Origin of the sequence: Thioalkalivibrio sp. ALgr1 (assembly GCF_000378285.1) — a bacterium.
GTDB lineage: Bacteria > Pseudomonadota > Gammaproteobacteria > Ectothiorhodospirales > Ectothiorhodospiraceae > Thioalkalivibrio.
The window spans coordinates 160549-180838 of sequence record NZ_KB905134.1; the positions used below are offsets into that span (position 1 = coordinate 160549).

The window sequence follows — 20290 nt, forward strand, 5'->3', positions numbered from 1 at the left end:
GGGCAACGTACGGCCGGGGGCCGCGAATGTATGTGAGACGGAATTCAGAGGGCAGGATCGATTTGGTGAGCCGGGATGCGGATGCCGAGTGTGCGGAGTTCGTGGCGGCCGATGCACCGGAGCTTTTGGCGTTCCTGTCGAGTAGTGACGACGAACCCGTGCCGCCTGCTGCGTTGCAGGCATCGGACCTGGAACTGATCCGGGTGCTCGAAGATCTGGTAGAAGTACTCACGGACAAGGGTGTGATCCGGTTCACGGACCTGCCGGATGCCGCGCAGCAGAAGTTGCTGGGGCGCAAGGATCTTCGGGCTTCGGCTCGGCGACTGAATTTGGTGGAAGACGACGAAGGCCTTCTCTAGAAAGGCTGGCTAGAACATCACGTGTCATGCACAGCGGTGTGCCGGTGGCGATGGACCCAGACCAGGCACTGAGGTTATAGATCGATTATGGACGCGAGGGCGTCTGTTTGAGCCGGTCTTGAGGACTGGCGCAGGAGGGGGGATTCGATGGCAGTGAATACGGTAGTGGCCACCGTCCAGGCATTGACGGGGACTGTGATTGCGAGAGATTCCGACGGTAATTCCAGGGTGCTCGCGGTCGGCGATACCGTGTATGCGGGGGAGGAGGTGATTCCACTGCAGGGGGCGTCGGTTGAGCTACAGGCAATGGAAGGTGGCGTCTTGTCGCTCGGAGAGGGCCAGCAGGCCCTGGTGGGTGAAGCTCTGGCGGATAGTGGCCGTGCGGACAATCCAGAGATTCCGACGGCGGAAGAAGTGATTGCGGCCTTGGAGCGCGGCGAATCACTGGATGCGCTGATTGCGCCACCGGCGGCCGGTCTCGAAGGTGGTGATAGCGATGGCGGCGGTTTCGTGCGTGTCGCACGCATTAATGAGCCAGTAGAGCCAATTAACTACACTTTCCCGGAGAACGTCTTTGGTCGTCCCGATGCGATCGGTGAGACCGTGGCGGTGTCAGGAGGCGAGACTGCTGACACGGTACCTCCTGGCCCGCCTTCGGTAGAGCCACCTCCGGTGACGGCGAACCCGACGCTTTCCGTTTCAGTGTCCCTGGCAGCTGGGTATGGCTATCAAGATGCCAGCGAAGCGCAGGCGGGTGACGTGGTCTTCGACGTCTCGCATGTGCTGGATCTGGATGGCCTGGATCCGGCGCTGGCGAGTGCTATTACGTACAGCATTATCGGTGGGGACACCGCTTACCTCACACTCGCGCAGGATGGTTCTGGCAACTGGGTGGTCCAGCTGACCGCGGAGGGGGCAGAGGCGATTCGCAACGGCACGGTTGACGGCAACGAGCTGAGCGTGACGGTTGAGGGCGAGGTGGGGCTGACCGGCATGGAGGCTCTTGTGGCGTCTGACAGTGCCGTGGCTCCGGTGCCGGAACTGTTTGTCGAGCCGCCGCCGGATGCGGACCCGTCTCTGACGGTGACGGTAGTAGTCGCTGCGGATTACGGCTATCAGGATGCGAGCGAGGCCGCGGCTGGCGATGTGGTGTTCGATGTGTCGCATGCGCTGGATCTGGATGGCCTGGATCCCGCGCTGGCGAGTGCCATTACGTACAGCATTGTGGGGGGTGACGCGGCCTACCTCACGCTGGTGCAGGATGGTGCGGGCAACTGGTTCGTGGTGCTGACCGCAGCAGGAGCCACTGCGGTACGTGCTGGCCTCGTGGATGGCAACCAGTTGAATGTGACCGTAGAGGGAACCGTTGTTCTGGAGGGGCTCGACGATCTCGTGGACACGGACAGTGCCTTTGCGCCGGTCCCGGAGCCCGTCGTGGAGCCACCCGAGCCCGTGCCGGACCTGTTCGCTTCGGCGCATGTGGTCGGCGGCAGTGATGTGCAGGGCACGCTGGCGAATGCCAACAACCTGAAGGAGACCGGCGCCCAGAGTGCCGCGGTATCGCATCAGGACGGTTTTTTTGCGGTGGATCACCGCGCGGCGTCGGACGATCCAAACGCCATCGAGTTTGGTGAGGCGCTCCTGTTCACCCTGGTGAGTTCGACGGATACGGCGGTATTTCTGATTCAGGGCGATATCAACGGGGGCCGCTACCACCTGTACGATGCGGAAGGGGTGCGCATTGGCGAGGCGCGCGATCTCGAGGCCGATGTCAACGAAGATGGTTACCTCGAACTCAGTGGCGAGACCTTTTCCTTTATTGCGTTCCAGGGCGGCAGTACTGGCCCGGGAGCGAGTGGGAACGAAAGCGCCTTTTCGGTGAAGCCGATCGATCTTTCGGTGCAGGTAGGCGAGGGCGAGGATGCCGAGTTCTATCCCGCGACGGGTGCCGAGGAAGGTCTCACTGCCGCGGGTATTGGGGAAATGGACGAGGCGGATGACTACGGGGCGAACTTCCTGACGGTGGATACGGATCAGGACATCTTCGTGATCTCCGAAGGCGGCCAGGGCACCACGGACGATCCCGCCCGCTTTGTGATTCAGGGCTTCAGCCTGGACACGGATGCCTCCAGCGCCAGGATCACGCTGGGGGATCTGCTTTCGGCAGCGAGCCAGGAGACGCTCGATCAGTTCCTGTCGGCCGAGCCGCAGGGTGAGCACACCGTGCTGCATGTGAGCTCGTCGGGCACGATGGGAAGCGAAAGCGGGGGTGCCGACTATGCGATCACGCTGGAGGGCGTGAGCATGAACGGCTTTGATTCGTCCTGGGACTTCATCCAGACGTTGATCGAGAATGGGCATCTGACCATCGATCAATAGGACCTCAATCCCGCAAACCGAGCCCGGGTCGCGTGGCGACCCGGGCTTTTTTGTGTCCCGAGATTGGGTGTTCTGGTGCCATGGTCCTGGCGCGGTATGACCCAACTCATCCCCTGTACTTCAGTACAGCTAACGGGATTTTGACGCCGGGCGTATTCAAGTAGTCATGACCACCCCATTGGGGGGTGTGTGACGAGGAATACGGCCATGGGTGCGGAACCCGTTATTGCCACTGTTCAGTCTGTAATTGGCACCGTGATCGCGCGGGATGCCGAGGGAAATGCGCGGGTTTTCCAGCAGGGCGATTCGATCTATCGAGGCGAGTCGGTCATTGCCCAATCCGGCGGTCTGGTCGAACTGGCCTTCGAGGATGGTTCCACCCTGGCTCTGGCGGAGGGCGAGGAGGCTGTCATTACGGAAGAACTCGCGCAGTCCGCAGACACCGATCCGAACGACTCGCAGATTGGCGAGGCCACGGTTGAGGAAATCATCGCCGCGCTGGAACGGGGTGAAAGCCTGGGCGACCTGCTGGAGGCGCCCGCCGCCGGTCTCGAAGGTGGCAGTGACGGTGGTGTCAGCTTTGTCCGTATCGCACGCAATATCGCAGAGGTCCGCCCGATTGCCTACGAGTTTCCGGTCAATGTGTTCGGCGACCCGGAGTTCGAGCTTGATGGCGCGCGCCTCACCGAGGCGGATGGCGGGCAGCCCAGTATCAGTCTGATCTCCGCAGTGCTCGAGGGGCTTGCCTTGAGACTGGACGAAACGGCATTGCGCGAAGCCGACAGCAACGCCACCAGTATCGATTTTGCCCAGGCCTTTCTGGTCGATTTTGGACCGGATGGCCTGGGAAACGTCGGCTATGCGCTGTCGATTGAGGGAGACGGGTCGACAGGGCTGGTCACCTCTGCTGGCCGCGAGTCGGTTTCGCTGATCAACAACGGCGGTGTGCTCGAGGGTGTCACGGCGGGTGGCGCCGTCGCGTTTACGATCGCCGTGGATGCAGACGGTTTCGTCACCTTCACGCACATGCTCGCGCTGGTGCATCCGGATGCGGGCTCGGCCGACGATGTGATCGATCTGGGTGGGCTCGGGATCATCCTCACGGCCACGGTGACGGACGCGACGGGAGACTCGGCGTCGGCGAGTGTCGAGATCGGCGGCCTCTTGTCGATTGTCGACGATGGTCCGGAGGTACAGGCAAATATCCCCTCTCTGGAAGGCCTCGCGCTGGCGACGGCGGACTGGGCTCTTGAAGACGGGTCCGGCAGCGACCCGGATGCCAGGATCGACCGGGTCGAGCTGGGCCCCTTGTTCTCCGCCACGATTGAATTCGGCGCGGACGGTGCCGCAGCGGAAGGTGCGGAGGTATGGGCCTACTCCCTGGTTCTTGGCGCTGGCATTGAACAGGGGTCCCCGCTGAGCCATGTCGGATCGGATGGTCCGGAGGCCCTTCAGAGTTCTGGAGAAGATGTTCGTATCTATCTGATTGATGGACTGCTCTACGGCAGTACCGCCGCTGAAGAGGCTGCGGTTCATCCCGGCAACACCGTCTTTACGCTGCGCGTGGAGGCCGGTGGCCTGATACTGGAGCAGTTCACTTCTCTGGATCATTCCTCGCCGGATGACGGCGATTACCGTGATGACGTGGTCAGCCTGTCGAGCGGGGTCTTTGGGGTGCAGGCAACGGTCACGGTAACCGATGGCGACGGGGACCAGGCGTCGGATTCGGTCTTCGTCGATGTCAGCGGTGTGATCTCGTTTGCCGATGACGGTCCGACCGTTTCCGTGAGCCCCAGCGAGGATCTGGATGATGCAGGTCTGCTGACCTTCGAGGCGGCCCTGCCGGACGGTTCCGGCGAGCATGCGGCGGGACAGGGTGCGAGTGCCCGTGTGGCGCTCGACACGCTGTTCTCGGCCGCGATCGACTACGGTGCGGACGGCCCGGCGGCCTCCGATGCACAGCAGTGGTCCTACATCCTGCAACTGGGCGAAGGGCTGGGAGATGGCGCCGCCGCAACAACCGGAGAGGATGCGTTCGTCACGCCGCTGACGCGTGGGGGCGCGCAGGTCTATCTGTACCAGGCTGAAGCCGGCGAGATCATCGGCTCGACCGCCAATAGCGTCGACGAGATCAACGTATCCAACACCGTGTTCAGACTGTCGATCGACCTGGATTCCGGCGACATGGTGCTGGACCAGTACCTCGCGGTGGATCATTCCCGGGTCGACAGCGAGGGCTACGCCCAGGATTTGTTGACGCTGTCGGCCGGGCTGCTGGAGCTGAAGGCGACCGTGGTGGTCACCGACGGGGATGGCGATTCGGCAACCGACAGCCTTGTGCTGGATATCGGGCCTCTGACCGGCTTTGCCGATGATGGCCCGGTCGCCATCGCCGAGGTTGCCGATCTGGACGGCATTGTGCTGCTGACCTCGGATGCCGCGCTCGAAAAGGGTACCAGCCCGAGTGACGAAGGCCGCGAGGACCGTGTGTCCCTGGCGGACCTCTTCAGTCTTGGCGAAGGCAGCGCCTATGGGGCCGACGGGCCCGCCGACACGGATTCCGAACAGTGGACCTATACGCTGGGCCTGAAGGATGGCCTATCCGGACAAGAGGCGACGACGGGCGAGGGCGAGGACAGGCGTGGCCTGAGCAGTAACAACGCAGCCGTGTTTCTGTTTGCGATCGGTGGCGTGATCGTCGGGAGCACGGCGATGGCCGCGAGTGAAGTCGACCTGCACAACACGGTGTTCACCGTATCGCTGGATGTAGAAAGCGGTGAACTGGTGCTGTCGCAATACCAGGCAGTGGACCACGCCTCCCGGGACAGCAGCGATTACGCGGATGATCTGCTGCTCCTTTCGTCCGGCCAGATTCAGCTGCGTGGAGAGGTCACGCTAACGGACAGGGATGGAGATACCGCAAGCGATTATGTCTATGCAGACGTGGGCGGACTGCTGCAGTTTGCGGACGACGGGCCGGTGTTCGACCCCGCGGGCATCACGTTCACCTTTGGGGATCTGGGTCTGACCGTGCAGGATGCGGAGACCGTGGAGGGCACCAGTGTCGATTCCGTGCTCCTCGATGGGCTGTTCGAGGTGGCGGTGAACTATGGCGCCGATGGTCCCGGGGAGCTTGTCTGGGCCTATGCGCTGGGGCTATCCGGTATGGCGGTTGAGGAGGGTGAATCGGGCCTGTTCAGCCAGGGCCAGGCGATCGTTCTGACGCTGTCGGAGGATGGACAGACCATCACGGGCCGAGCGGATGGCGAGATGGTGTTCGTACTGCAGCTCACGACCAACGAGACGGACGAGACAATTCTGCAACTGGAGCTGTACCGACCCATCGACCATGCGGACAGCAGCGATCCCGCCGCGATCGAGACGCTGGCAGGGCTGGTGACACTGAAGGCCACGGCGACGGCAACGGATGGCGACGGTGACTATGCGATCCTGTCCACCGAGGCCATTCCCCTTGGTGGTGTGCTGGCTTTCGTGGATGACGGGCCGAGTCCGATTGTTCCCGACCTCGGATTTCTGGTGAATGACCCTGACAACGCGTTCAGCAAGATCGAAGGCGTCCGTCTGGATCTGGACGGTCAGGTCGAGGACAACTTCGGTGCCGATGTGGGTGGTACGGTCCGATTCGCCTATGCCGACGGATACGCGTCCGGCCTCAGTTCGGGTGGGCAGGCGGTGTATTACTACGTGAGCAGTGAGGGTCAGACCCTGATGGCTTCCACGCACCCTGGCGGAAGCGGGACAGACGATCCCGAAGTCCTGGGGGCCAGGGTCTTTATCGCGCGCCTCAACCTGGATCCGGATGGTGCGGATACCTACGACTTCGAGCTGCTGCAGCCGCTTGACGAGCAGCAGCGGTTCTCGGTCGATGATGGTGGCTATTCCTTGGCGGGCGATGCCGGCAACCGTCACTACAACTACTTCACGGGCGCGGACGGCTTCCCGGATATCCTGCTGACTCCGGTCGGCGCCACTTCGGTGAACACGAACTCCAACGAGGGCGGCGTCGGCAACGTGTTTGTGAGCAGCGGCCAGGCGATGCGGGTGGACTATGTCGAAAACGCCTCCGGGATCCCGCCGAACGGTGCGGGATACGACCCGGCGAACCCAGGGCATATGTTCGACGGACACGTACTGGTCGACGGTGCCTCCGCGCGGATCTCGACGGCGAATGACACCACCATTCGGGTCGAGGCCTTCAACGACCCGGATGGCAATAACCGGGTGGGCGATGGTGATCCGGTACGGATCACGGGTGCCTTTGTCGAGTACGGCGGGCAGACGTACACCGTGGACATGACCGGATGGGCAGAAAACCAGTCCGAGAACTTCTCGCTATCGGGGAATCTGTTCTCGATCCGTCTGGTGGGCGATCACGCGGTGTTCGAGGGTGTACAGTCCGGCACGACCATTGGTGTGTTCGCCGAGGATGGCCTGAACAGTGTCGAATATCATCATGCTGGCGGCGGCCGCTTCCAGATCGGTGGATTTGGCGGGCTGACATCGAGTCCGATTGGCAGCCCGCTCGACTTCGGGCTGGATCTGGCGATCGTGGACGGTGACGGCGACAGCATCACGCTCACCGACGCGATCAAGCTGCAACTGGCACCCGACCATTACGTCATCCAGGAGGCCGCAAACGATGACGGGGTGGAGCTGGTGGTGGCAGCCGGGACCGAGGGTATGCTCCTGGGAGGTGCCGGCAACGACACGCTGATCGGCAATGACGGCGACGACATTCTGTTCGGCGGTACGGGCGACGACACCCTGATCGGGGGTGGCGGTAACAATCTGCTCTATGGCGGTGCCGGGAATGACAGCATCATCGGGGGTGATGGTGACGACGTGATCATCGGTGGTGCGGGCAGCGATACGCTCACCGGGGGTGGCGGCAGCAACACCTTCGTCTGGTTCTTTGGCGATCAGGCGATGGATGGCACTCCCGCCGCCCATGACGTCATTACCGACTTCAAGCTATCGGATAACGGCAGTGGCGACGTTCTGGACCTCTCGGACCTCTTGCAGGGCGAGGAGGCAGGCGAGCTGGGTCAGTATCTGTATGCAGAATCGCAGGGAGGCGATACCGTACTGTTCGTGCATTCCACCGGGCAGCTGGGTGCGAACGGGGATAATGCGGATCAGATCATCACGCTGCAGGGCGTTGATCTGGGCGGCAGCTCCGATGTCATCATCCAGGCATTGCTGGATAACGACCAGCTAAAGATCGACCAGTAGAACGCGCGGTTCGTTGGTATCCGCGAGGCCCCGCCATTGTTGGCGGGGCTTTTTTGTGGCGATCAAGCCTTGAGGGACTGAACGGCTCGGCCGGTCACGCCGTCGATGCCAAGCTCCATCAGGGGCTCGATATCGTCGGTGCTGTCGCAGCCTTCGGCGATCACCAGAATGCCGATCGAGTGCGCGAGGGTGCAAAGCCCGCGAATCAGCGCCTGGGTCTCCGTGGATCGATGGACACCCTGGATCAGCGAGGCCTGCAGCTTCACGTAATGCAGCCCATACGCGGTAAGGTCGTGTGAGCGGAACGCCTCCGGCCCCGCGTGCTCTAGACCGACCACGAAGCCCGTGACACGCGCGATACGGCACAGGTCGCGCAGTTCGGCCGGATGCGCCAGGGCGCCCCGGGCCGGGAATTCCAGCCACAGTCGACCGGCCACTTCCGGGTCGGAGGCCAGGCGGGATTCCAGGCGTTGGCGAAAGTCGGTGTCCTGCAGGCTGTCGACCGACAAATTGATTGCGAGGCGCTCGTTTCCTGCTCGTAGCTGATCGATGGCGGCATCGAGGACGGCGTCGTCCAGCTGCCGGATCAGGTCCAGGCGTACGGCCCAAGGCATGAAATAGCCCGCCGGGCGCGATTCGCCATCCAGCAGCAGGCGCATCGGCGCTTCGTGGTGCATCAGCTGGTGGTCGGCGTCCATCACCGGGAATCGCGCGAGCTTCACGCCATGCGTGGCCATGGCCACGGTGATCGCGGTGCGCCATTCGTTCTGATTGGCATGTGGCAGCACGGCATGAGGTTCTTCGGCGATGGAATCGCCCGGCTCCAGTTCCGCGCGGACCAGCGCCTGGTCGACGCGGCTGAGCACCTCTCCGGTGGTGTCGTCGGGGTGGTAGGGCGTCCCGGCCAAATGCAAGGCCATGGCTTCGGGAGCTTTGGGGCCCAGCTCCGCGCGGATCGCCGTCAGCAGGGACTCGGCAAAACGGCGGCTGTCCCCTATGCCGTCGCCAAAGACGGCAATATCGGAACCCTTGAGGCGCCCTGCGGCGCCGTAATCGGTCACGCTGGTTTGTTGTTCCGCGACTTCGGCAATGCGTGCCAGAAGCTCATCCAGCTTGTCGTGTCCGATCGCCTGGTTGAGCTCGGGCAGGCTGGCGACGCGCAGGACGACAAAGCTCCCGGCGGAACCGGCGTGCCGATTTTCGAGGGTCGACTGGAATCGGGCCAGGAAGGATTCGCGGTTCAAAAGGCCCGTTACATCATCGTGTTGAAGGCGAGTTTTCAGGCGTTCTAAACGCGTGGATTCTTCCTGCAGCATCATCCGGACGTGCTCGGTCAGCCGGTTCATGGCGCGGACCAGTGCCTGGAACTCCCAGGTGCGGGGTTCCGGGGTGGTCACGAACCGCCTTTCGCCGACGGCCTCGGCCTGTTCCACCACTTGCTTCAGAGGCCGAATCAGCCGGCCGAGCAGGAACGACCCAATCAGGCCGATGATCAACAAACCGCCGGCAAAGATCGCGGTGAGGCGGAGGGTGCCGTCCCACAGGGCCTCGTAGGCGTAATTCGTCTGGCTCTCGACGATCAGCGTGCCGAAGGAAGACCAGCCATCGGACACATGCGCGATCCCGGGGCGCACGTTGAAGGCCAGGCGCTCGACAAACCATTCGGGCACGCCCTGGGGTGGCTCGGGGTTGCGGCGTTCGATCATGAGGTCGCCGGTCGGATCGATCAGCCGGATGTGCTGGTAGTGGCCGGTGTCGAACTGCGAGGCGATTTGCAGCTCCACGGTGGTCTCGTCCTTGGGCAGCTGGGAAAGCGACAAGGCCAGGGATGCGGCGTTGTCGATGTTCTTGGTCAGCAGCTGCTGCGCCAGGTAGTCGCGGGCGGACAGGGTGCTCACCACGATGCTGACCAGTAACGCCAGCAGCATAATGATGGCTACCGCGATCCAGAGTTGTTTTCTCAGCGTCATGACTGCGCCCTCATTCCGGGGTCGAGTTGATGGGTCGGTCGAGATCAAGGCCGTATTCGTCCAGCTGCTCCAGGACGCGGCGCCAACGTGACAGGCGGGCCGTGGGGTCGGCCGCGGACTGTGCCTGCCCGTCGGGCCAGAGTCCCTCGCTATTGAACGAGAAGATCGGCGTCAGGTCGTCGCGCTGGGATGCGCGTTCAATTCGGGTCACCAGGTTGTCCAGGACCTTGGGCTCGTCTCGCGGGTCGGTGAAATAGCCGAGAACCATGTGCGCCTGGCTGAGATTGCTTCCAGGCCCGCCAAGGCGGGCTCGGACGTAGAAAAGCCGCAGGCGTTCATCGGGGATACCCAGTTTGCGCAGGCTGACGTACTTGGCGATGGAGTAGTCCTCGCAGTCGCCAGCACCCTTGTCCAGGGCCTCCAGGGGGGTGGCCCAGAAGTCTTCCTGGCCCCAGGTGACCTGGTCGTCCTGGTAGCGCAGCTGACGATTGAAAAACTCGTTCACCCGCGTGATCTGGGTCTGTTCGTCTTCATCAGCGAGATCTTCCAGCAGCTCGCGCCAGCGCCGCACGCGCTCGGCGGTTTCCGGCCCATAGCGGTCGGCCGCAACCTGCTCGAGCTGAGCGAAGCTTTCGAGGCCCGCATGGCTGGCGCCCAGTAGCCACGCCCCGGCGACCAGCACGAGCACGAGGCTTGCGCGCCGTATCAGTCGGGACGGGTTGCGGGGCCAGATGCCAGGCACGTCGGCGCGCTCTCCGGTGGCTGAAAAAAGCACTACTTCCCGAATGATGGGCTACGCCTTTGTGGAAAGCCAGAAACATAAATCCCAAGCGTAGTGCTGTGCGGTGTTTCTCGCCTTATCAGGCGTTTGTTTGCCGTTATGTGAACCATTTCAAAAATGATTGCGCGGGTAAGGGCTTAGGCCTATCGTTCAAATGTGTGAGGCGTACATAAGCGTTTCTTCCGGTTAGCGGTATGCGCTGGCTCGGTGACAAAAAGAGTGGGCGAACAGGTTTTATGGGAGGACAAAAATGATGAACCGAATTAGGCCTGCGGTTGGCAAAGGTGGTTTGCTGGCCCTGACGGCGGCCGTGGCGATGGTAGTGGGTGGTTCGGCGCAGGCCGACGCCCCGGAGCCGTTGCGTGACGCCGCGATGGAAGCGGTACTCTCCAACCCCGATGTGCAGTCGCGGTGGCATGCCTTTCGCGCCTCCGGGGAAGAACAAACGGGCGCGCGCGGGCGCTTCCTGCCCGAAATTGATCTGAACGCCCGTGCCGGTTATCAGCGCCAGCGCTCCAGCGACGACAATTTTGATTCGTTCTCGCGTAACCCGCGTGGTGTCGATATCACGCTGACGCAGATGCTGTACGACGGTTTCGAGACCGCAAGCGAAGTGAGCCGCCTGGGCGAGATTCAGCGGGTGCGTTATTTCGAGCTGCGCGAAACAACCGAGGAGATCGCACTGGAAGCCGTGCGTGCCTTCGCCGATGTCCAGCGTCAGCGTGCCCTGGTCGACCTGGCGCAGGAGAACTACGACGCGCACAAGGAGGTTTACGACCAGATCGTGGACCAGACCGATCGCGGCGTGGGCCGGGGCGTTGACCTCGAGCAGGCCTCGGGGCGTCTGGCTCTGGCCGAGTCCAACCTGCTGACCGAGCGCCAGAATCTGCACGACGTGAATGCGCGGTACTACCGGATCGTAGGGCAGATGCCCGCTGACGACCGGGTGGATCTGGTCGGGACCTTCTCTGACGAGCCGATTCCCGGCACGGTTCAGGAGGCCCTGACCGAGGCCATCACCAAGAACCCGGCCATGTTCGCCTCGCTGCGCAACATGGAAGCGGCCCAGGAACAGCGCAACGTGGCCCGTTCGGCCTTTCATCCGCGTCTGGACCTGCAGCTGCGTCATGCCTACGAGAATGATGTGCTCGAACGTGAGGACATCCGTATCCATGACACCTCGGCGCTGGTGGTGATGACGTGGAACCTGTTCCGCGGCGGCACTGACCAGGCGCGGGTCCGCCAGTTCACCGAAGAGTTCAACCAGGCGCGCGATCAGCAAGAGTCGGTTTGCCGCAATGTGCGCCAAACGGTGTCGGTGGCCTACAACGACATGCGTTCGCTGGACAGTCAGCTGCGCTTCCTGCGCCAGCATCGGGACTCGTCCGACCGCGTGCGTACCGCCTATCGTCAGCAGTTCGGGATCGGCCAGCGCAGCCTGCTGGATCTGCTCGACACCGAGAACGAGCACTTCGAGGCGAGCCGCGCCTACATCAACGCCCAGCACGACATGGAAATTGCCAAGGCGCGGGCGCTGAATGGCATGGGCCGACTGCTCGAGTATCTCGATATCTCGCGTGGCGACATGCCGACTGCTGCCGAGCTGGGGCTCGTGGATGATGCCGCCCGGATTGATCCGGAGTCGGTCTGCCCGGCGGATGCGCCGCAGATGAGCGAAGCCCGCCACGAAAGTATCTTCCGCTAGGACCGACCCGCGGGAGTGCAGACAAGCAAAGGGCCAGCCATTTCGGCTGGCCCTTTTGCTGTGTGCGATATGGAGCCGGCGACAGGAGTCGAACCTGCGACCCTCTGATTACAAATCAGATGCTCTACCAACTGAGCTACACCGGCCAGGTGCGCGGTTTCGAGCCTGGCGGAGGGCCCGAGATAAAGAGGTGGTGCCGGGAGCGAGAATCGAACTCGCACTCTGTTGCCAGAACCGGATTTTGAATCCGGCGCGTCTACCAGTTCCGCCATCCCGGCTTTCGAGGCGCTAGTGTAGCGCACGAGCAGGGTGTGGCAAGGGAGATTGCGCCTTCGCTTGATCCGCATTCAGGGCGCCGGTGCGTGGTAGCATCGCGCGCCATGCGTGTTTCCGATTTCGACTACGAGCTCCCGCAGGAGCTGATCGCCCAGTATCCGCTGCCCGAGCGAGCCAGCTCGCGCCTGCTCGTGCTGGAAGACCAACGGGCGGAAGATGCCGCGTTTGGCGCGATTGAGTCACTGCTGCGGCCGGGCGATCTGTTGGTGCTGAATGACACGCGCGTGATCCCGGCGCGGGTCTTCGGGCAGAAGGCGAGCGGTGGGCAGGTCGAGGTCCTCGTGGAACGGATCGAGTCACCGACCCAGGTGCTGGCGATGGTGCGGGCCAGTCGGGCACCGAAGCCCGGCACCTGCCTCCACCTGGCGGATGCCTTTACGGTGGAGGTGACGGATCGTCAGGGGCCGTTTTTCCGGCTGCGTCTGGTGGACGGCGCCGACATGCTCGCACTGCTGAAGCAGCATGGTCATATCCCGCTGCCGCCGTACATCGAGCGGGCGGACGAGGGCAGCGATGCCGAACGCTACCAGACCGTGTTCGCCCGCAAGGAGGGCGCGGTGGCGGCGCCGACGGCTGGGCTCCATTTTGACGATGCACTGCTGGACCGGCTGCGCGCGCAGGGGGTCGAGACGGCCACGGTGACGCTGCATGTCGGGGCGGGGACTTTTCAGCCGGTGAAGGTGGACGACACCTCGCGCCACGAGATGCACGCCGAGTGGCTGGAGGTGGGGCCGGAGGCCTGTGCCGCCGTGGCGGCCTGCAAAGCGCGTGGCGGGCGCGTGGTGGCTGTGGGCACGACCTGTGTACGGTCGCTCGAGACGGCCGCGGCGGAGGGCGGGCTTAAGCCTTTTCAGGGTGAAACACGACTGTTCATCCAGCCCGGATATCGTTTTCGCGTCGTGGACCGGATGGTGACGAACTTCCACCTGCCGCAGAGCACGCTGCTGATGCTGGTAGCCGCCTTTGCAGGATATCGGCGGATCCTGGACGCCTATGCCCATGCGGTCGCGAATCGCTATCGCTTTTTCAGTTACGGGGATGCCATGTGGTTGGCGCCGGGCGATCCCGCGGATCTGCCGCCGAGCGTCCGGGAGGAACACGATGGAGTTTGAACACCTGGGGCAGGATGGCGCGGCACGCCGAGGCCGACTGCGGTTTCCGCGTGGTGAAGTCGAGACGCCCGCCTTTATGCCGGTGGGGACCTACGGGACCGTAAAGGCTATGACCCCGGAGGAGCTGCGCGAGCTGGGGGCACAGATCATCCTGGGCAACACCTTCCACCTGATGCTGCGGCCGGGTACCGAAGTGATCCGGGCACATGGTGACTTGCATGACTTCATGCACTGGGAAGGACCGATCCTGACCGACTCCGGTGGATTCCAGGTTTTCTCGCTGGCCGAGATGCGCAAGATCAGCGAGGAGGGCGTGCGTTTCCAGTCGCCCGTGGACGGTTCGAAAGTGCTGATGACGCCGGAGTCGTCCATGCGGGTCCAGCGCGAGCTGGGGTCGGACATCGTGATGATCTTCGACGAGTGCACGCCCTATCCGGCCACCGAGGACGAGGCGCGCAAGTCGATGGAGCTGTCGCTGCGCTGGGCCGCGCGATCGCGCGAGGCGCATGGTGACAATCCGGCGGCACTGTTCGGTATTGTGCAGGGTGGCATGTACCCGGCGCTGCGTCGGGAATCAGCCGCCGGTCTGCGCGAGATTGGCTTTGACGGCTATGCGATCGGCGGGCTGTCGGTGGGCGAGCCGGAAGATGAGCGGCTCGCCACGCTGGATGTGACCCTGCCGCTACTGCCGGAGGACCGCCCGCGCTACCTGATGGGCGTGGGGCGGCCCGAGGACATAGTGGAAGCCGTGCGCCGCGGCGTGGACATGTTCGACTGCGTGATGCCTACCCGCAACGCACGCAATGGATTTCTGTACACCCGGGAAGGGGTCCTGCGTATCCGTAATGCGCGCTTCCGTGACGACACGGGCCCGATCGATCCGGAGTGTGGTTGTTACACCTGCCGCAATTATTCAAGGGCTTACCTGAAACATCTCGACAAATGTAACGAGATTCTCGGGTCGCGCCTGGCGACGACCCACAACCTGCATTACTACCAGGACCTGATGCGCGGCCTGCGCGAGTCGATTGCGGCGGGCACGCTTCAGGCGTTCGTCGCCGATTTCTATGGTCGGCGCGGCATGGAAGTGCCGCCTGTGCCATAATCCGCGCGGCAATTTTCGCGAGCCCGGTCACGGGTCTCGCGGGCGCCGGGCGCCAGGCCCGGCGGCCCTGAACCGATTCGCTAGACGGGAGTGTTCCAATGGATTTTCTGATTTCTGCAGCGCATGCCCAGGACGGTGGTGGCGCCGGTGGTGGCATGATCGAATTCCTGATCATGATCCTGATCTTTTTCGCGATCATGTACTTCCTGATCATTCGCCCGCAGAGCAAGCGCGCGAAGGAACACCGGTCGATGGTGGAGTCGCTGTCCAAGGGTGACGAGATCGTGACCAATGGCGGTGTGGCCGGCACGATTACCGAGGTAGGCGAGAACTTCATCAAGGTCGACATCGCCAATGGCGTGAACATCGCCGTGCAGAAACAGTCGGTTCAACAGGTTATGCCCAAGGGCACCCTCAAGGACCTCTAGGGTCTTCGAATATGCGCAATTCCTATCCGGCGTGGCTGTACGCCCTGATCGTCGTCATCATCCTGGGCGCGGGGCTTTATGCCGCGCCCAACCTGTTCCCGGAGGACCCGTCGGTCCAGATCGGGAACCCGACCACCGGCGAGATCGATCAGAACATCCGTGAACTGATGGGCACCATCCTGGGCGCCCAGGGCGTCACGCCGCACACGGTCGAGGAGCAGGACGACGGCCAGATCCTGTTGCGCTTCGAGACCACAGACGAGCAGTCCACCGCTGCCGAGATATTGCGCAACGCGCTGGATGACAATCACACCGTCGCCCTGAACATGGCCCCGGCCACCCCGCGCTGGTTGCGAGCCATCAATGGCCAGCCCATGGCGCTCGGCCTCGATCTGCGTGGCGGGGTTCACTTCCTGATGGAAGTGGACCTGGACGCGGTGATCGGTACCGCGATGGAACGCTACTCGAACGAGCTGCGTGGCCGCCTGCGTGAAGAGCGTATTTCGTTTGACACCGTGGAGCGTGGCTCCCGCGATCTGACCGTGATGTTCGAGAGCGAGGCGGACCGCGAAGCGGCCGAGAGCTGGCTACAGCGCCAGTATCGCGAGGAACTGGTCTGGGAGTCGCGTGGGTCCGGGGACACCAGCCGACTGGTAGCCACGCTGGATGACGACCACCTGACGGAACTGCGTCGTCAGGCCCTGCAGCAAAACATCTCCACGCTGCGTTCGCGGGTCGACGAGCTGGGCGTGGCGGAACCGATCATCGCTCAGCAGGGCGAGAACCGGATTGTGGTGCAGCTCCCGGGCGTGCAGGACACGGCACGGGCAAAGGAGGTCCTGGGCGCGACTGCGACGCTGGAATTCCGCCTCGTGTCGGAGAGCGGTGATGCGCGGGAGGCTGACGAGACCGGGCGTGCGCCGTCGGGCACGCGTCTTTACCACGAACGCGACGGGACACCGGTGCTGCTGCAGCGTCAGGTCATGCTGACCGGTGACTACATCACGGATGCCTCCTCGGGCATTGCCCAGGATACGGGCGGTCCGGCGGTGTTCATTAATCTGGACGGTCAGGGTGCGCGGATTTTCTCCCGCGTGACCTCGGACAACGTCGGTCGGCTGATGGCCACCGTGTTCATCGAGACCTCGACCGAGACCGTTGAGGAAGACGGTGAGCAGGTGATGCGCACCTCGCGTAGCGAAGAGGTAATCAACGTCGCACGCATCAACGAGCCGCTGGGGCGTCGCTTCCAGATCTCCGGACTCGACAGCAGCCGCGAGGCCCGCAACCTGGCGCTTTTGCTGCGCGCCGGGGCGCTCGCCGCGCCGATGTCGATCGTCGAAGAACGTACGGTGGGCCCGAGCCTCGGTCAGGAGAACATCGATCGCGGTATGCAGTCGGTGGTGATCGGCTTCATCGCCGTGATGATCTTCATGGTGCTGTACTACCGGGTGTTCGGGGTGATCGCGAACGTCGCGCTTGCGTTGAACCTGATCTTCATTGTCTCGGTGTTGTCGATGCTGCAGGCGACACTCACCTTGCCGGGCATTGCGGGGATCGTGCTGACGGTGGGTATGGCCGTCGATGCCAACGTGCTGATTTTCGAGCGAATACGCGAAGAGTTGCGAAACGGGTTGTCACCACAGGCCGCGATCGCCTCGGGCTATGATCGCGCGTTCACCACGATTGCGGATGCCAACGTGACCACGCTGATCGCGGCGCTCGTGCTGTTCCTGTTCGGCACCGGCCCGATCAAGGGGTTCGCGATCACGCTGTCGATCGGGATCATCGCCTCGATGTTCACGGCGATCATCGTGACCCGCGCCATCGTCAACCTCACCTACGGGCGGCAGCGTCGGCTGAACCGTCTGGCTATCTGAGGCGGAGAACGACATGCTTCCGCATTTGAATTTCGCCGAATCGAATCTCGATTTTCTCGGCAAGCGCAAGATCACGATCACGGTTTCCCTGATCCTGATCCTGATTTCTGTGGCGCTTCTGGCCACGCGCGGGCTGAATTTCGGGATCGACTTTACCGGTGGCACGCTGGTCGAGGTCGGATATCCCGAGGCGGTCGAGCTCGATCCGATCCGCGAGACGCTGGCCGATGGCGGCTTCGCCGGGGCCCAGGTGCAGACCTTTGGTACTTCACGCGATGTCCTGATTCGTCTGCCCCCGAGCGAGGACGACGATGATCCGGCCACGCTGTCCAACCGCGTACTCAATGTCTTGCAGGATGGAGGTCCGGATGACCCGGATCTGCGGCGTGTGGAGTTCGTGGGGCCTGCCGTGGGCGAGGAGCTGCGCGAGCAGGGGGGGCTGGCGATGATCTACGCCCTGGCCGGGATCCTGATTTACGTCGCGGTCCGCTTCGAGTGGCGATTCTCGATCGGTTCGGTGCTTGCGTTGATCCACGATGTGGTGATCACGCTCGGGATTTTCTCGCTGCTGCAGCTCGAGTTTGACTTGGGGGTCCTGGCGGCGGTGCTTGCGGTGATCGGGTATTCATTGAATGACACGATCGTGGTGTATGACCGAATACGCGAGAATTTCCGAATATTGCGCAAGAAGGGCACCGAAGAGGTGATGAACATCGCGGTGAACAAGACCCTGGCGCGTACCATTGTCACCAGTACGACGACCCTGCTGGTGTTGTTCGCGCTGGCGTTCCTGGGTGGCGCTGCGCTGCAGAACTTCTCGATCGCGCTGATCATCGGGGTGATTGTGGGTACCTATTCGTCGATCTTTATCGCGGCCACAGCGGCATTGCTGCTAGGCGTGGACCGCCAGGTGCTACTCCCGGTGAAGAGGGAAGGCGCCGAGGAAGATCAGACGCCTTAGCGGACATCCGCTGGAATCAGTGGGCACAAAAAAGCCCGGCAGCCTGCGAGGCTAGCCGGGCTTTTCGCGTTCAGGCGGTGGTCAGAACGACAGCGCTTCCTTGATGATGCGCTCCACCAGTTCGTTGACGTCGCGCAGGCTCTTCTTGGAGTCTTCTTCACCGATCTCGGGGACAGGGGTGTAGCCCATGTACACCACGCCGGGCTCATCGGTCAGCTCGTACACCGTGATGATGTAGGGGCAGAACACCATGTTGTGCGGGTCGGCCTCCATCGTGGCGCGCGAATAGCTGGCGCTACAGAAGTCCAGGGACTTGCCATTGAGATAAATGCCCTCGCCACTCTCCTGGCCAGCGGTGCGGTCCAGCATGTTGGCGATGTAGCCGACGTTGTTGATCACCAGACCCTCGGATGCGATGGCTTCCTCGACCATTTCAAAGTAGTGATCGAACTCGCCTTCGATCTTGAAGATCACGCGTTCGTCGGTTTCCATCACGGTTTCGTACGCGGTGGCAGTGGCACCCAGTGCCAGGCCGGCGCCCAGCGTCAGGGCGAGCGCCGAACGGCGCAGCAGTTGGGACAAATTAGGGAATGCCTTCATGGTTCCTTCCTCGTAGTAGGTTCCAGGGGCCCAAGGCCCATTAGTCGAAGAAATGGCCCGCGAATCGGGTGCGTGGAGCCCAGTAGGGATTGTCGAGTTCCTCAATTCGGACCTGCCCGCGCGAGCTTGGCGCGTGGACAAATCGGCCTTCACCGACATAGACCCCGACGTGGTCAATTTGATTCCCGTTGATCGCGAAGAACACGACGTCTCCGGGGCTCGGGTCGCCATCGCGCTTTACGGCGGCCGAGGCCTGTTCGCCCGTGGTCCGAGGGACATCTTGACCCGCCTCGCGGTAGGCGCGCTGTACCAGGGCGGAGCAGTCGAGCCCGTTGGCGTCGGTGCCGCCGTAGCGGTAGGGCGTGTCGAGGTGTCCGAGCGCCGCCAGTACGACCTCGGAGCGCTTCAGCTCGGCCTCGGGAACATAACTCATCGGGCCTTCGGCTACCCGGGGTTCCGGATCGACCTTGAGGGGCTCCGGTGCCGGCCCGCGTGGTTCAGGGCTGCTTGCGCACCCGGCCAGTACGAGCGCTGCCCCTAGCAAGGGGAGAACGCTGTGGGAGGATGGTATGCCGGATTGGGACCCGTAGGCCGGGGAGGGCGTTGGCCCCGGAGCATTAGAACATCTCGGTTTCTTCATAGCTTTCCGGTACCTGGAACAAGGCCTCGCTAAGGGCGTCCGTCGACAGCCCTGCCAGTCGGGTCGTGACGCCATCGTGTTCGCGGACCTCGAGAGGGATGCCCTCCACACGGGGAAGGAGCGACGCCCCCATCTGGGAGGCCATGGGGCCTCCGGCCTCAAGGGCGCGCAAGGACAGCTCATAGAGGCGATCCATCAAGGCCCCGAGGGTCTGAAAATCGGACGCCTCCAGGCCCAAGGATTGCGCGTCGGCGACGCAAACGGTGCTCTGGGGGCGGTCATCGATCAGCACTTCGATTTCGCTGCAGACAAAGTCCCCGATCTCGCGTTGCTCATTGGTCTCGCGGGTACTGATTTCGGCCTCGAACCCCTCGGGGCCGATCCCAAGCTGCTGTTTGAGCTGATCGCGAACGTCCGGGGGGAGCTGCTCCATCTGGCGGCGCAGGTCGCTGACCATGTCGGTCATCGCCTGGATCTGTTGATCCATCACCTCGCGCGTCAACGGCAGATAGGTCTGCTCGTCGTCATCCACGACGGTGAGCTGGTCGTTGCGCGCGTCGAACAGCATGTACCCGGAAGTTCCGCTGATCGCCTCGTTCAGCTCCATGCGGATCATGTGATCGCGCACGAGGATCTGGCTCTCGAGCCCTTCGTCGTCGATGTAGTGCAAAAGGGCGTCAGCCTGGGCCGGCAGGCCGGTCGCCAGGACAATCAGACAGGCAGCCGGGAGTAGGGCGAGGGTACGGGACATAGGCATTCGCAGATGTTGTGTCAGGCTGTA

Annotated in this window: 14 protein-coding genes and 2 tRNA genes; 9 read left to right on the forward strand and 7 right to left on the reverse strand. The window is 63.0% G+C overall.

Going from position 1 to position 20290, the window contains the following annotated elements:
* The first annotated feature begins 26 nt into the window (after positions 1-26).
* The 3 genes from F466_RS0108465 (at position 27) to F466_RS13790 (ending at position 7991) form a co-directional block, all read left to right on the forward strand.
* Positions 27-359, forward strand: a complete 333-nt coding sequence (locus tag F466_RS0108465; RefSeq protein ID WP_018993878.1) for a hypothetical protein — start codon at positions 27-29, stop codon at positions 357-359.
* 147 nt (positions 360-506) lie between these two features.
* Positions 507-2738, forward strand: a complete 2232-nt coding sequence (locus tag F466_RS0108470) for a retention module-containing protein (RefSeq protein WP_156820965.1) — start codon at positions 507-509, stop codon at positions 2736-2738.
* Positions 2739-2945: 207 nt separating this feature from the next.
* Positions 2946-7991 carry a retention module-containing protein gene (locus F466_RS13790; RefSeq protein WP_018993880.1) on the forward strand — a complete coding sequence of 1682 codons (5046 nt, stop codon included), beginning with the start codon at positions 2946-2948 and terminating at the stop codon, positions 7989-7991.
* A 62-nt stretch (positions 7992-8053) separates the two neighbouring features.
* Here F466_RS13790 and F466_RS0108480 read toward each other — a convergent pair whose 3' ends face one another.
* A complete protein-coding gene (locus F466_RS0108480) occupies positions 8054-9961 on the reverse strand; it encodes a LapD/MoxY N-terminal periplasmic domain-containing protein (protein ID WP_018993881.1) in 1908 nt (635 codons plus the stop codon).
* Positions 9962-9971: 10 nt separating this feature from the next.
* A complete protein-coding gene (locus tag F466_RS0108485; RefSeq protein WP_026296437.1) occupies positions 9972-10649 on the reverse strand; it encodes a transglutaminase-like cysteine peptidase in 678 nt (225 codons plus the stop codon).
* A gap of 409 nt (positions 10650-11058) precedes the next feature.
* Between F466_RS0108485 and F466_RS0108490 the strand changes: the two genes are divergently transcribed.
* Positions 11059-12447 carry a TolC family outer membrane protein gene (locus tag F466_RS0108490; RefSeq protein ID WP_026182227.1) on the forward strand — a complete coding sequence of 463 codons (1389 nt, stop codon included), beginning with the start codon at positions 11059-11061 and terminating at the stop codon, positions 12445-12447.
* A 70-nt stretch (positions 12448-12517) separates the two neighbouring features.
* Here F466_RS0108490 and F466_RS0108495 read toward each other — a convergent pair.
* Both F466_RS0108495 and F466_RS0108500 read right to left on the reverse strand, forming a co-directional pair.
* Positions 12518-12593: transfer RNA gene (locus F466_RS0108495), tRNA-Thr, on the reverse strand.
* 45 nt (positions 12594-12638) lie between these two features.
* Positions 12639-12725, reverse strand: a tRNA-Leu gene (locus F466_RS0108500).
* Positions 12726-12827: 102 nt separating this feature from the next.
* Here F466_RS0108500 and queA point away from each other — a divergent pair.
* The 5 genes from queA to secF all read left to right on the forward strand — a co-directional run bounded on the left by queA (position 12828) and on the right by secF (position 18269).
* A complete protein-coding gene (gene queA, locus F466_RS0108505) occupies positions 12828-13895 on the forward strand; it encodes a tRNA preQ1(34) S-adenosylmethionine ribosyltransferase-isomerase QueA (protein WP_018993883.1) in 1068 nt (355 codons plus the stop codon).
* Complete coding sequence (gene tgt / locus F466_RS0108510; RefSeq protein WP_018993884.1) at positions 13885-15000, forward strand: tRNA guanosine(34) transglycosylase Tgt; 1116 nt, start codon at positions 13885-13887, stop codon at positions 14998-15000. Before queA ends, tgt begins: the two co-directional genes overlap by 11 nt.
* A gap of 98 nt (positions 15001-15098) precedes the next feature.
* Positions 15099-15428 (forward strand): preprotein translocase subunit YajC, encoded by a 330-nt coding sequence (gene yajC / locus F466_RS0108515; RefSeq protein WP_018139379.1) that lies wholly within the window; start codon positions 15099-15101, stop codon positions 15426-15428.
* A gap of 11 nt (positions 15429-15439) precedes the next feature.
* On the forward strand, positions 15440-17308 hold the full coding sequence (secD, locus tag F466_RS0108520) for a protein translocase subunit SecD (RefSeq protein ID WP_018139380.1): 1869 nt from the start codon (positions 15440-15442) through the stop codon (positions 17306-17308).
* A 13-nt stretch (positions 17309-17321) separates the two neighbouring features.
* On the forward strand, positions 17322-18269 hold the full coding sequence (gene secF / locus F466_RS0108525) for a protein translocase subunit SecF (protein WP_018993885.1): 948 nt from the start codon (positions 17322-17324) through the stop codon (positions 18267-18269).
* Between the two features lie 81 nt (positions 18270-18350).
* Here secF and F466_RS0108530 read toward each other — a convergent pair whose 3' ends face one another.
* From F466_RS0108530 to F466_RS0108540, 3 genes are read right to left on the reverse strand one after another with little or no spacing between them, the layout of a single operon-like run.
* Entirely contained in the window at positions 18351-18869 is a 519-nt protein-coding gene (locus F466_RS0108530; RefSeq protein WP_018993886.1) for a DUF302 domain-containing protein, read from the reverse strand.
* 40 nt (positions 18870-18909) lie between these two features.
* Positions 18910-19440, reverse strand: a complete 531-nt coding sequence (locus F466_RS0108535; protein WP_231362281.1) for a C40 family peptidase — start codon at positions 19438-19440, stop codon at positions 18910-18912.
* Positions 19441-19486: 46 nt separating this feature from the next.
* A complete protein-coding gene (locus tag F466_RS0108540; protein WP_018993887.1) occupies positions 19487-20260 on the reverse strand; it encodes a hypothetical protein in 774 nt (257 codons plus the stop codon).
* Between the last annotated feature and the right edge of the window lie 30 nt (positions 20261-20290).

Coding starts and splice junctions, on each gene's coding strand:
- F466_RS0108465 (WP_018993878.1), top strand. CDS start 27: ATGTATGTGAGACGGAATTCAGAGGGCAGGATCGATTTGGTGAGCCGG.
- F466_RS0108470 (WP_156820965.1), top strand. CDS start 507: ATGGCAGTGAATACGGTAGTGGCCACCGTCCAGGCATTGACGGGGACT.
- F466_RS13790 (WP_018993880.1), top strand. CDS start 2,946: ATGGGTGCGGAACCCGTTATTGCCACTGTTCAGTCTGTAATTGGCACC.
- F466_RS0108480 (WP_018993881.1), bottom strand. CDS start 9,961: ATGACGCTGAGAAAACAACTCTGGATCGCGGTAGCCATCATTATGCTG.
- F466_RS0108490 (WP_026182227.1), top strand. CDS start 11,059: ATGGTAGTGGGTGGTTCGGCGCAGGCCGACGCCCCGGAGCCGTTGCGT.
- queA (WP_018993883.1), top strand. CDS start 12,828: ATGCGTGTTTCCGATTTCGACTACGAGCTCCCGCAGGAGCTGATCGCC.
- tgt (WP_018993884.1), top strand. CDS start 13,885: ATGGAGTTTGAACACCTGGGGCAGGATGGCGCGGCACGCCGAGGCCGA.
- yajC (WP_018139379.1), top strand. CDS start 15,099: ATGGATTTTCTGATTTCTGCAGCGCATGCCCAGGACGGTGGTGGCGCC.
- secD (WP_018139380.1), top strand. CDS start 15,440: ATGCGCAATTCCTATCCGGCGTGGCTGTACGCCCTGATCGTCGTCATC.
- secF (WP_018993885.1), top strand. CDS start 17,322: ATGCTTCCGCATTTGAATTTCGCCGAATCGAATCTCGATTTTCTCGGC.
- F466_RS0108530 (WP_018993886.1), bottom strand. CDS start 18,869: ATGAAGGCATTCCCTAATTTGTCCCAACTGCTGCGCCGTTCGGCGCTC.
- F466_RS0108540 (WP_018993887.1), bottom strand. CDS start 20,260: ATGTCCCGTACCCTCGCCCTACTCCCGGCTGCCTGTCTGATTGTCCTG.